We start from the raw sequence: 13,629 nt of genomic DNA on the forward strand, positions 1-13,629 counted from the left end.
TCGGCCTCGGATCGCGGTTGAACCGCGACCGGGCCGACGGAGCCGGGGTCCGGCACCTCACCATGCACGAACCGGGGCGGTCGCTCATCCGCGGCCCCCGGCGTTTGCGCATCTCCCATGTACTCGAGTGGTCCCCGGGGGAGGTACGATTTGACGGCCAACGGCAGACCTGCAGTCTCGTTCGCCAAGCTCGACCGTCCGATGCACATGCCGCATTTTCTGGATGTGCAGCGGGAGGCTTTCGAGCGCCTGCTACAGACGCAACGGAGCGCAGAAGAGCGCCACGACCTCGGTCTCGAGCGCGTCTTTCGCGAGATTTTCCCGATCACCGATGCGAACGAGAACTTCTCGCTGGAGTTCGTAAGCTACGCGCTCGGCGAGCCGAAGTACTCCGTGGACGAGTGCATCGAGCGCGACATGACGTACTCGGCCCCTCTGAAGGCGCGCCTTCGGCTCGTCATCTTCGAGACGGTCGACAAAGACGGCGAGAAGCGCCCGGGTGACATTCTCGAGAAGGAAGTCTACCTCGGTGACCTGCCGCTCCTGACGGGGCAGGGCACGTTCGTCGTGAACGGTGCCGAGCGCGTCATCGTGAGCCAGCTGCACCGTTCCCCGGGCGTCGTGTTCGAGGAGACGGTGCATCCGAACGGCACACGACTCTTCTCGTCCCGGATCATCCCGTTCCGCGGGTCGTGGGTCGAGTTTACGCTCGATATCCACGATGTGATCCACGTCCACATCGATAAGAAGAAGAAGTTCCCGGCAACGGCGCTGCTTCGAGCGTTCGGCTATGGGCGAGACGTCGACATCCTCGAGTTGTTCTACAAGCGACGGGTCGCGCACCTCGAGGCCGATGACGACGAGTCCTCCATGCGTCGCGAGGTTACCGGCACGCTGGTGGCCCGGAGCGTTCCCAACGGCGACTTCGCAGATGAGCCGGAGTCGCTTGAGCTGGCCGGATACGAGCCCGATTCGGAATCGATGCACTGGCTGGCTCAGGATCTTCCCGGCAAGCAGGGCGGAGAGCCGATCGCCGCCCTCGGCGACCGCATCGACGCCGAACTCGTGCAGCACGCCACCGAGGCGAAGGTCACGCAGGTCGACGCGTTCGAGGACGAGGACGCCTTTGTCATCCGTCGCGGGGAAACGCTCACCGAAGAGGCGATCGAGCGCCTGGTGCGCGCGGGCGTCTCCGAGGTCGAGGTGTACTCGAGTGCCACCTTCGTGCCCCTGCGCGGGACCTACGAGGATCTCGCCATGCGACGCGACTGGAGCTCGAGTCCGCAGCTTGCCGCGGATGTCGTGGTCAAGGACACGGGCGAAGTCCTGGCCGAGAAGGGCGCCCGGTTCGACTCGGCACTTTTCGCAAGCCTGAAGGCGGAAAAGGTCCGCGAGGCCCTGGTGTTCACGGGTGGCCCGCGAGGGGAGTCGCCTCTGCTCCGCAACACGCTGGCCAAGGATCCGACCGGGAGCGAGGCGGCGGCGCTGCACTCGATCTACTCGCTGGTCCGGCCCGGCGAGGCGCCGAACCTGGCCACGGCGCGCGGTGCTCTGGACCGGCTGTTCTTCAACCCGAAGCGATACGATCTGGGGCGGGTGGGCCGCCACAAGGTCAATCACCGCCTGAAGGACGTGTACCGGCTGCTGGGGCTCGACGTGCCGGAGGGCGACCTGGTGGTTCTGGCGTCGTCGGATTTCGTCGCAATCATCCGCTACCTCATCGAGCTGCACGAGGGCCGCGGGTACACCGACGATATCGACCACCTCGGGAACCGCCGCGTCCGCTCGATCGGCGAACTGATCGCCAACCAGTTCTCAGTCGGGTTGTCGCGCATGGCCCGCCTGGTCCGCGAGCGGATGTCGATCAACAGCGATCCCGAGAAGATCTCCATCGACGATCTGGTCAACGCGCGCACTGTGAGTGCCGTCATCCAGGCCTTCTTCGGGAGTTCGCAGCTCAGCCAGTTCATGGATCAGACGAATCCGCTGTCGGAGCTCACGCACAAGCGGCGGCTCAGCGCGCTCGGGCCGGGCGGCCTGACGCGGGAGCGCGCGGGATTCGAGGTGCGGGACGTGCACTACTCGCACTATGGCCGGATGTGTCCGATCGAGACGCCCGAGGGACCGAACATCGGTCTCATCACCTCGGTGACGACCTACTCGCGCCTCAACGAACTGGGTTTCCTGGAGACCCCCTATCGCCGAGTCGTCAACGAGAAGGTGAGCACCGACGAAATCATATGGCTCTCGGCCAGCGAGGAAGAGGAATACGCCGTCGCGCAGGCCAACGCCGAGCTCAACCCCGATGGGACCTTCGCACGGTCGCTCGTCCTGTGTCGCCGCCGTGACGACTATCCACTGCTGCCGCCGGACGAGATCGATTTCATGGATGTCGCGCCGGACCAGTTGGTCGCCGTGTCGCCCGCGCTGATCCCTTTCCTGGAACACGACGACGCGAACCGCGCGCTGATGGGATCGAACATGCAGCGGCAGGCCGTCCCGCTTCTGTTCCCGGAGCGTCCGCTCGTCGGGACGGGGCTGGAAGGCAAGGTGGCGGAGGACTCCGGGGCGGTGGTGCTGGCACGTCGGGCCGGTACGGTGACGCGCGTCACCGCTGACGAGGTGGAGGTCGACACCGGCAAGCCGCGTCAGGCGGCCGGGGAGATCCCGCTGGCGCGGCTCACGCAGTACGACTGCTATCGCCTCCGCAAGTTCTGGCGCACGAACCAGGACACGGCCATCAACCAGCGGCCGATCGTCCGGGCCGGCGAGAAGGTCGAGGCCGGGGATGTGATTGCCGATGGAGCGGGCACCGACGGCGGCTCGCTCGCCCTCGGTCGCAACGCGCTCGTCGCGTTCATGCCGTGGTTCGGGCACAACTTCGAGGACGCCATCGTGATCAGCGAGCAGCTGGTCAAGGGGGATGTCTACACGTCGGTCCACATTCAGGAGCTTGAACTCCACGTTCGGGATACGAAGCGCGGGATGGAGGAGATCACGCGCGAGATCCCCAACGTGGCCGAAGAGGCGCTGGTAGACCTCGACGACCGCGGGATCGTCCGGATCGGCGCGTCCGTCAGGTCGGGCGACATCCTCGTGGGGAAGATCACGCCGAAGGGCGAGACCGAACTCTCGCCGGAAGAGAAACTGCTCACAGCGATCTTCGGCGAGAAGGCGAAGGACGTGAAGGACAGTTCGCTGCGTGTCCCCCCGGGCGTCGAGGGGACCGTGATAGACGTCAAGATCTTCTCCCGGCGGATCGACGATCCGCTGCTTGAGCGTGAGCACGGCGAGCGGATCGCCGAGTTGCGCGAAGGCGAGCGCGACGAGATCACTCGCGTCATGGAGGCTCGTGACGAGGAACTCAGCGAGTTGCTCGAGGGGGAGACAGTGTCTCTGTGCCTGCGGCGGGGCGGCATCGAGCCCTACTTCGCCGAAGGCATGAGGCTGTCGAAGAAGGAACTGCACAACCTCGACTTCGGGGAGATCGATCTCACGACCCTCAGCGTGGAGAAGAAGAAGGCGAGCGAACTGGTCCGCCGCGTGGTCGCTGAGGCGCGCACCCGTGTCGAGCGGATCCGTGAGCGCACCGAGGAAGGCATCGACAAGATCTTCCAGCCCGACGAACTGTCGCCCGGCGTCGTCCAGTTGGTGAAGGTCTACCTGGCCGAGAAGCGCAAGATCTCCGTTGGAGACAAGATGGCCGGCCGACACGGGAACAAGGGCATCATCGCCCGCGTGGTCCCCGAAGAGGACATGCCGGTGCTGCCGGACGGTCGGTCGGTAGAGATCGTGCTCAACCCGCTCGGCGTACCGAGCCGGATGAACGTCGGACAGATCCTTGAGACCACCCTCGGATGGGCGGCTCGCGTACTAGGCTTCGAGGCGAATACACCGGTCTTTCAGGGAGCCACCGAGCACGAGATCGGTGCGCTTCTGAAGATCGGCGGGGCGGTCTGGGCAGCGCGCACGCTGGGCTCCGAAGTGACCCCGCCCGAACTCCGGTACGAGATGGTCCAGAAGCTGGTACACGAGATTCAGGCCTGGGAGGGCGAAGAGGCGGTCGGGGGGTACTCCACCAGCCTGGGACGCTCGCTCGACGCCTACCTGGACGGCCGGGGCGAGCTCCCGAAATACCTGAGAAGCCTGGCCGCGTTCGTCCTTGCCGTGGCACGCGATGTGTCGAACGTGACCACGGCGGCGAAGCTGGACTCCGCGGGTTGGGCGAAGACGGCTGCCCTTTCAGGCCGCCGCCGGGTGACCGAGGGGCTGGATGCCGCGGTGATCGAGCTGCTGGAGCGGGCCGGGCTGCGCCCCAACGGCAAGATGCGGTTGCGCGACGGCCGGACGGGCGAGGAGTTCGTAGCGGACATCGCAGTGGGTGAAATCTACATGATGAAGCTCTCCCACCTGGTCGACGACAAGATTCATGCGCGGTCGATCGGCCCGTACAGCCTGGTGACCCAGCAGCCGCTCGCCGGCAAGGCGCAGTTCGGGGGCCAGCGGTTCGGGGAGATGGAGGTGTGGGCGTTGGAGGCGTACGGAGCCGCGCACACCCTTCAGGAGATGCTGACGGTCAAGTCGGACGACGTGACGGGACGGAGCCGCGTGTACGAGGCAATCGTCAAGGGCGACAACCTTCCCAAGCCGGGAGTGCCGGAGAGCTTCAACGTGCTCGTGAAGGAGCTTCAGGCGCTGGGGCTGAGTGTGACGCTCGGCGGCGACGAGTCCGACCCGCTCTTCTAGCGGTCCAACAAGAGGGTGACAGATGATCGACTTTCCGCGACATCGCAGTAGCGGCCCGGCCGAGTTCGACTGGATCCAGATCAAGCTCGCCTCCCCCGAGGAGATCCGTTCCTGGAGCCACGGCGAGGTCACGAAGCCGGAGACCATCAACTATCGCTCGTTCAAGCCCGAGCGCGACGGTCTCTTCTGCGAGCGCATCTTCGGCCCGGTCAAGGACTGGGAGTGCCACTGCGGGAAATTCAAGCGGATTCGCTACCGCGGGCACATATGCGACAAGTGCGGGGTCGAAGTCACCCTGTCCAAGGTCCGCCGGGAGCGGATGGGCCATATCGAGCTCGCGGTGCCCGTGGCGCACATCTGGTTCTTCAAGACCCTCCCCTCGCAGATGGGCTATCTGCTCGGGATGAAGCTGCGTGATCTTGAGAAGGTCATCTACTACGCCGCGCATGTAATCACCGAGCCCGGCCGGCAGGAAGTCGAGTTCAAGCAGGTCATCGAGGAAGACGAGTACTGGGAGCTGACGGACAAGGCGCGCGAAGAGGGAGATACCGAGTTCCGTGCCGAGATCGGAGCCGAAGGGATTCGCACCCTCCTCGGGCAGCTCGACATCGACGAACTCGCCGAGCAGCTGCGCTACGAGGTCGTTCACGAGACGTCCAAGCACCGCAAGAAAAAGAAGCTGAAGCGGCTCAAGGTCATCGACGCGATTCGCAACAGCGACGATGAAGTGTCGAAGCGGAACAGCCCCGAGCACATGATCATGGACGTGATTCCGGTCATCCCGCCGGATCTGCGTCCCCTCGTCCCGCTCGACGGCGGCCGGTTCGCGACATCCGACCTCAACGACCTCTACCGCCGGGTGATCAACCGGAACAACCGGCTCAAGAAGCTGCTCGAGATGCGCGCGCCGGAGGTGATTCTCCGTAACGAGAAGCGCATGCTCCAGGAGGCGGTGGACGCGCTGTTCGACAACGGTCGCCGCGGGAAGGCCATCCGCGGGCGGGGCAAGCGACCGCTCAAGTCGCTGTCCGACATGCTCAAGGGGAAGCAGGGACGCTTCAGGCAGAACCTGCTCGGAAAGCGGGTCGACTACTCGGGTCGCTCGGTGATCGTCGTGGGGCCCGAACTCCGCCTCCACCAGTGCGGTCTGCCAAAGAAGATGGCGGTCGAACTGTTCAAGCCGTTCATCATCCACGAACTCGAGCGGCGGTTGCACGCCGAGACCGTAAAGCGCGCGAAGAAGCTCGTAGAACTCGACGACCCGACGGTCTACGAAGTGCTCGAGGACATCATCAAGGATCACCCGGTGCTTCTGAACCGGGCTCCGACGCTGCACAGGCTGGGGATCCAGGCGTTCGAACCCGTCCTCGTGGAAGGGAAGGCGATCCGCATCCACCCGCTCGTGTGCGCGGCGTTCAACGCGGACTTCGATGGCGACCAGATGGCCGTCCACGTCCCGTTGTCATTCGAGTCCCAGCTCGAGGCGCGGATCCTGATGCTGTCGAGCAACAACATCCTCAAGCCGGCGAACGGTCGGCCGATCGCGTCGCCGTCCCAGGACATGGTGCTCGGCTGCTACTACATGACAAAGGTGCGGCCGGACTTCGACGAGCACGAGGCGGGAGAGGGGCTGCCCCACTTCGCGGACTCGGCGCAGGTTGAGATCGCATTGGAGTCCGGATATCTGCGGTCCCCGGGGGGGACGCCCGACTACCACATGCCGATCAGGCTCCTCGTCGATCAGCAGACCGAGGACGGCCAGATTGAGAAGAGGTGGGTCGTGAGCAGCGTTGGACGGGCCCTGTTCAACGACATCCTGCCGGACAGCGTCCCATATGTGAACGAGACTCTCGGGAAGGCAACGCTGGGAGAACTCGTGTTCCAGTCGTTCCGGCTGGCAGGTCTCGAGGCGACCACGATCTTCCTCGACGATCTCAAGGACTTCGGGTTCCGATATGCCACTCGAGCCGGCGTCTCGATCGGGCTCGACGACATGGAGATTCCGCAGGAAAAGCAGGAGATCCTCGGAGAGGCGCAGAAAGATGTGAATCGCTTCACGAAGGCGTACCACCGCGGGGTGATCTCCTTCGGAGAGCGATACAACAAGGTCATCGACGCCTGGACCCATGCCAACAACGATGTGGCCGACGCCATGGTGGGGGGGCTGAAGAACTCGAGAGAGGGATTCAATCCCATCTATATGATGTTCGATTCCGGCGCGCGGGGTTCGCGCGATCAGATCCGACAGCTGGCGGGCATGCGTGGGCTCATGGCGAAGCCCCAGAAGAAGCTGACGGGCGGAATCGGAGAGATCATCGAGAGCCCGATCCGGTCGAACTTCCGGGAGGGCCTGAGCGTGCTCGAGTACTTCATCTCGACCCACGGGGCCCGCAAGGGGCTGGCGGACACCGCGCTCAAGACGGCGGATGCCGGCTACCTGACGCGCCGGCTCGTAGATGTGGCGCAGGACGTCACGATCATCGAGGCGGATTGCAATACGATCCTCGGTCTCGACGTCACGGCGCTCAAGGAGGGCGAAGATATCATCGAGCCGCTCTCGGACCGCGTGGCGGGGAACATCGCGGCCGAAGCTGTGGTCGATCCGATCGACGATGAGGTGATCGTGGAGGCGGGCGCCATGATCACGGAAGCGCGGGCGCGCGCGATCGATGAGAGTGGCGTACAGCAGGTGCGTATCCGGTCGGTCCTCACGTGCGAGTCCCGCCGGGGCATCTGCCAGCAGTGCTACGGCCGCAACCTGGCGACAATGGACCTGGTCGATTTCGGTGAGGCGGTGGGAATCCTTGCCGCTCAGTCGATCGGCGAGCCGGGTACGCAGCTGACGCTTCGGACCTTCCATATCGGCGGCACGGCGGCGCGCATCGCCGCCCAGACGCAGAGGCGCTCCAAGCTGGAGGGCAAGATCGCCTTCGAGCGCGTCACGACGGTGCAGAGTCCGTCGGACGATACGATCGTGACCAGCCGCGAGGGCGAACTGCTCATGCAGACGGCGGACGATCGGATCCTGTCGCGCCTCTCCGTCCCCTACGGCGCGACCCTCTTCGTCGAGGACGGCACCCAGGTGGGGCACGGCGATCTGTTGTTCGGATGGGATCCCTACTCGGAACCGATCGTGGCCGACAAGAAGGGTCGGATCCGGTTCACGGACATCGTGCCGGAGGAGACCGTCCGGGAGGAGCTCGACGAGGCGACCGGGCGTCGTCAGCAGGTCATCATCGAAGATCGGGAGAAGAAACTCCACCCGGTCATCGACATCGTGGACGGAAAGGGCAAGAAACTCCGCGAGTTCATCGTGCCCGTGGGCGCTCAGTTGCTCGTGCAGGACACGCAGAAGGTGAACGCCGGAGAGACGCTCGCCAAGATCAGCCGCGAGGCGTACAAGACCCGCGACATCACCGGGGGCCTGCCCCGCGTCGCCGAGTTGTTCGAGGCTCGCAGGCCCAAGGATCCGGCGACGATCACGGAGGTCGACGGCCGTGTGTCCTTCGGCGGGATCAAGCGCGGAAAGCGCGAGATCATCGTCACGATGGAGGACGACGAGCAGATGGTGTATCAGATTCCCGTCGGGAAGCACCTCCGGGTACACGAGGGCGACCTGGTCAGGGCGGGAGATCGGTTGTCGGAGGGACCCGTCAACCCGCACGACATTCTGCGGGTGCGGGGGCCTCGCGCCGTCCAGGAATATCTGCTCAACGAGATCCAGGAGGTCTACCGGCTCCAGGGCGTGCGGATCAACGACAAGCACATCGCCGTCATCGTGCGCCAGATGCTGCAGAAGGTCCGCATTACCGATCCGGGCGGGACCGAGTTCCTGGAGGGCGAGCATGTCGACCGGATGGAGTTCCGTGACGCGACGCGCGCGGTGCTCGAGCGCGGAGACGAGCCGCCCCGGGCCGAGCCCATCCTGCTCGGGATTACCAAGTCGAGTCTGACGACGGAATCGTTCATCAGCGCAGCCTCCTTCCAGGAGACAACACGGGTCCTCACCGATGCTGCGGTGCGCGGAGCCAAAGACCAACTCCGGGGGCTCAAGGAGAACATCATCATCGGCCATCTGGTTCCGGCCGGGACGGGAACCCACCGCTTCTCCGACATAGAGTTCCTCGTCGACGATACGCTCAAGGCGCAGATCGACTCCATGCGCCGCCGGGTGGTGCCCGAGGACGCGCCCCGCAGTCTGTTCTCGGACCTCCGCGATCAGGCCGAGGAGGAAGAGGCGTCCGTGGAGGAAGAGGGTGCGGTGATGACGACCTGACGGACCCTTTACGGCGAGTCTCGGGGACCAAAAGTCGCTTGACACGGGCAAGCTCCAAGACTACTCTCCGTGTTCTGTCGACCGGCCGGTCGGCAGTCGCCGCGGGGGCGGTTTGATCTGCCCCCGATTTTTTTACCCCCAACGGCCGCGCCCCTGGTTCGGTGATCGGCGCACCGGTGCGGCTGGAGGGAGCGATGGAGCGGGAATGCCGACCATCAATCAATTGGTCCGCAAGGGCCGCCGAAAGATCGAGAAGAAGAGCAAGGCGCCGGCGCTTGAGGGGAACCCCCAGAAGCGCGGGGTCTGTACGCGGGTGTACACGACGACGCCGAAGAAGCCCAACTCGGCCTTGCGCAAGGTTGCGCGCGTGCGTCTGACCAACGGGTACGAGGTCACCGCGTACATCGGAGGCGAAGGTCACAACCTTCAGGAACACAGCATCGTGCTTATCCGGGGCGGACGGGTGAAGGATCTGCCGGGTGTCCGATATCACATCATCCGGGGGACCCTCGACGCTTCCGGCGTAGATGACAGGAATCAGGGCCGCTCGAAGTACGGCTCGAAGAAAAGGAAGTAGCTCGGGGTCTTTCCCGGAAATTCGAATGGGCCGGACGTTCAGGCGTTCAGGGCAATTCACCGGCAGGTGAAAGCAGGGCCCGGCCTCGGAGTCCGTGGCCGGGCTCTCTGTACGAAGTCTCCGGATGAACCCGGAGCCGCACATGGCGAGACGAGATGTCACGACGAAACCGTGCCGAACAACGTGACGTGATTCCGGACTCCCGCTACGGGAGCACCGAGGTCACGAAGTTCATCAACATGCTGATGCTGGATGGCAAGAAGTCCCTCGCCGAGGGGATCTTCTACGACGCCATGCAGCTCATCGAGATGAGAACGGGCCAGCCGGCCATGAACGTGTTCCGGCAGGCACTTCAGAACGCGAAGCCGATCCTCGAGGTGCGCAGCCGGCGCGTCGGGGGTGCGACGTACCAGGTACCGATGGAGGTGTCGTACCGGCGACGCGACTCGCTGGCGCGCCGATGGCTCGTCCAGCACGCGCGGTCCCGGGCCGGAAAGACGATGGCACAACGTCTCGCGGGCGAGTTTCTCGACGCCGCGCGAGGTGACGGCGGGGCGGTGAGAAAGAAGGAAGATGTCCACCGGATGGCTGACGCGAACAAGGCGTTCGCGCACTACCGCTGGTAGGCGGCGTCCGGGACGGACGCGGGTAAGGATGGGGTTCGGGGACAGATAGATAGATGGAGAGAAGAACGCCGCTGGAGCGGCTTAGGAATATCGGCATCATGGCGCATATCGATGCCGGGAAGACGACGACGACCGAGCGGGTGCTGTTCTATACCGGCCGGACGCATCGCCTGGGTGAAGTGCATCACGGCGACGCGACCATGGACTGGATGGAGCAGGAACAGGAGCGCGGCATTACGATTACGTCGGCCGCGACGACCTGCTACTGGGAGCACCTCGGCGAGTCGTACCGCATCAACATCATCGATACGCCGGGACACGTCGACTTCACGGTCGAAGTGGAGCGCAGCCTCCGCGTGCTCGACGGTGCGGTGGCGCTGTTCTGTGCGGTCGGCGGCGTGGAGCCGCAGTCGGAGACGGTGTGGCGCCAAGCCGACAAGTACGGCGTCCCGCGTATCGCGTTCGTCAACAAGATGGACCGCGTCGGAGCCGACTTCATGAACGTCGTGCGCATGATGCGCGATCGTCTCGGGGCGAACGCGCATCCGCTCCAGGTTCCCCTCGGGGAAGGTGAACTCTACACCGGCATTGTCGACCTCATTCGTGAGGTCAAAGTCGTATATGACGACGAGTCGTTGGGGGCCCGCTGGACCGAGGGCCCCGTGCCCGACGCCCTGGCGGACCAGGTCGCCCAACTGCGACACGACCTCATCGAGGCCGCGGTCGAGTACGACGAACCATCGCTCGAGAAGTACCTGGAAGGTGACGAGCTCACCGAGGAGGAGATCCGGCAGGCGGTTCGCAAGGCGACGCTGGCCAACGGCATGACGCCGATCCTGTGTGGATCCGCGTTCAGGAACAAGGGCGTGCAGCGCCTTCTCGACGCCGTGATCGACTATCTTCCCTCTCCGCTCGATGTCCCTCCGGTCCAGGGCCACCTGCCGCAGCGCGACGAGACGGTCGCCGAGCGCGCTGCTGACGAAGAGGCTCCGTTCTCAGCGCTCGCGTTCAAGATCGCGACGGATCCCTACGTTGGGCGGCTGACCTATTTCAGAGTCTATTCGGGGACGGCCGAGGCCGGCTCACATGTCCTGAACTCGTCCCGGAGCCGGAAGGAACGCATCGGCCGACTCCTGCAGATGCACGCGAACAAGCGTGAGGAGCGGGACGCCGTGTTCGCCGGCGACATTGCCGCCGCGATCGGCCTGAAGCACACGCGCACGGGCGACACGCTCGCGTCGCAGGCCGATCCGATCGTACTCGAGTCGATGAGCTTTCCCGAGCCCGTGATCCGGGTCGCGATCGAGCCGCGCACGAAAGCCGACCAGGACAAGCTGGCCGAGGCGCTGGCGAAGCTGGCCGAGGAAGACCCGACGTTCCGTGTCTACACGGATGAGGAGACCGGCCAGACGATCATCAGCGGGATGGGTGAGTTGCATCTCGAGATCATCGTCGACCGGCTGCAGCGCGAGTTCAGGGTTAACGCCAACGTCGGCCGGCCGCAGGTGGCCTACCGGGAAACGATTCGCAAGGCGGTTCGCAAGGTCGAAGGTCGCTTCGTGCGACAGTCCGGAGGGCGCGGCCAGTTCGGACATGTGATCATCAACCTCGAGCCTACGGACCCCGGTGGCGGCTTCGTCTTCGACTCCGAGATCCGTGGCGGCAATGTGCCGCGCGAGTATGTGCTCTCGGTGGAAAAGGGCATTCGCGAAGCACTCGATTCCGGCATCGTGGCCGGCTACCCGATCATCGACATCAAGGCGACGCTCATCGACGGGTCGTACCACGAGGTAGATTCGAGCGAGATGGCCTTCAGGATCGCCGGCTCCATCGCGTTGAAGGCAGGTGCCCGCAAGGCGCAGCCCGTGCTGCTCGAGCCGGTGATGAATGTTGAAGTCGTCACACCGGAGGACTATCTCGGCGACGTGATGGGCGATCTGTCCAGCCGGCGCGGAAAGATCGGGGGCATGACGCAGCGCTCTTCGGCGAGCGTCATCGGGGCGTCGGTTCCGCTATCGGAGATGTTCGGGTACGCGACCTCGCTTCGGTCGATCAGCCAGGGCCGTGCGGTCTACACGATGCAGTTTTCCCACTACGACGAAGTTCCGGGATCCAGGACGGCGGAGATCGTCTCCGCCAACGGCGCCTAGGCGGCACGCGGGCTCCGGCGACCCGATACCGGAAACGAGCAAAGGGGAGAAAGAGGGGCGATGGCGAAGGAAAGGTTTGAGCGAACGAAGCCGCACGTGAACGTGGGTACGATCGGACATGTGGACCACGGGAAGACGACGCTGACGGCGGCGATCACGCAGGTACAGGCGGCGAAGGGCCACGGGGAGTACGTGGCGTTCGACCAGATCGACAAGGCGCCGGAGGAGCGGGAGCGAGGGATCACGATCGCGACGGCTCACGTGGAGTACGAGTCGGAGTCACGACACTACGCTCATGTGGACTGTCCGGGCCACGCGGACTACGTGAAGAACATGATCACGGGCGCGGCGCAGATGGATGGTGCGATCGTGGTGGTGTCGGCGGCGGACGGGCCGATGCCTCAGACGCGGGAGCACATTCTTCTGGCTCGCCAGGTGAACGTGCCGTACATCATGGTGTTTTTGAACAAGGTGGACCAGGTCGACGACGAGGAGTTGCTGGACCTGGTGGAGCTGGAGGTACGGGAGCTGTTGAGCGAGTACGAGTTTCCGGGCGACGACGTGCCGGTGATACGGGGTTCGGCGTTGAAGGCGCTGGAGAGCGGGGATCCGGACTCGCCGGACACGGCGTGCATCGGGGAGTTGCTGGAGGCGTTGGACACGTACATCCCGGTTCCGGAGCGCGCGACGGACAAGCCGTTTTTGATGCCGGTGGAGGACGTGTTCACGATCACGGGCCGCGGGACGGTGGTGACGGGCCGGATCGAGCGCGGGGTGGTGAAGACGGGCGAGGGTGTGGAGCTGGTGGGGCTGGGCTCGGAGAAGAAGACGGTGGTGACGGGCGTGGAGATGTTCCGGAAGATCCTGGACGAGGGCCAGGCGGGGGACAACGCGGGTCTGCTGCTTCGGGGGGTGGCGAAGACGGAGGTGGAGCGCGGGATGGTGGTCGCGCACCCCCGGTCGATCACGCCGCACCGGAAGTTCAGCGCGGAAGTGTACGTTCTGACGAAGAACGAGGGGGGCCGTCACACGCCGTTCTTCAACGGGTACCGGCCCCAGTTCTACTTTCGGACGACGGACGTGACGGGCTCGGCGGTGCTGCCCGACGGGGTGGAGATGGTGATGCCGGGGGACAACGTGAACATGGCGGTGGAGTTGATCGCGCCGATCGCGATGGAGGAGAACCTCCGGTTCGCGATCCGCGAGGGCGGCCGGACGGTGGGCGCGGGCGTCGTCACCGCCATCCACGACTAG

At 64.8% G+C, this 13,629-nt stretch carries 6 protein-coding genes; all 6 read left to right on the forward strand.

Annotation, left to right across the window (positions count from 1 at the left end; all coding sequences use genetic code 11):
• Positions 1 to 207: 207 nt before the first annotated feature.
• The 6 genes from rpoB to tuf all read left to right on the forward strand — a co-directional run bounded on the left by rpoB (position 208) and on the right by tuf (position 13,629).
• Positions 208 to 4,746, forward strand: coding sequence for a DNA-directed RNA polymerase subunit beta (gene rpoB, locus ACN9M6_RS14550; RefSeq protein ID WP_419163770.1), 4,539 nt, complete (start codon positions 208 to 210; stop codon positions 4,744 to 4,746).
• 22 nt (positions 4,747 to 4,768) lie between these two features.
• Positions 4,769 to 9,022, forward strand: a complete 4,254-nt coding sequence (gene rpoC, locus ACN9M6_RS14555; protein WP_419163601.1) for a DNA-directed RNA polymerase subunit beta' — start codon at positions 4,769 to 4,771, stop codon at positions 9,020 to 9,022.
• Between the two features lie 205 nt (positions 9,023 to 9,227).
• On the forward strand, positions 9,228 to 9,599 hold the full coding sequence (rpsL, locus tag ACN9M6_RS14560; protein WP_419163602.1) for a 30S ribosomal protein S12: 372 nt from the start codon (positions 9,228 to 9,230) through the stop codon (positions 9,597 to 9,599).
• A 155-nt stretch (positions 9,600 to 9,754) separates the two neighbouring features.
• Entirely contained in the window at positions 9,755 to 10,225 is a 471-nt protein-coding gene (gene rpsG / locus ACN9M6_RS14565; RefSeq protein ID WP_419163603.1) for a 30S ribosomal protein S7, read from the forward strand.
• A gap of 53 nt (positions 10,226 to 10,278) precedes the next feature.
• Complete coding sequence (gene fusA / locus ACN9M6_RS14570; RefSeq protein ID WP_419163604.1) at positions 10,279 to 12,375, forward strand: elongation factor G; 2,097 nt, start codon at positions 10,279 to 10,281, stop codon at positions 12,373 to 12,375.
• Positions 12,376 to 12,435: 60 nt separating this feature from the next.
• Positions 12,436 to 13,629: an elongation factor Tu gene (gene tuf / locus ACN9M6_RS14575; RefSeq protein WP_419163593.1), complete on the forward strand. Its 1,194-nt coding sequence runs from the start codon at positions 12,436 to 12,438 to the stop codon at positions 13,627 to 13,629.

The sequence above is a fragment of the Candidatus Palauibacter sp. genome (assembly GCF_965197445.1).
Lineage (GTDB): Bacteria > Gemmatimonadota > Gemmatimonadetes > Palauibacterales > Palauibacteraceae > Palauibacter.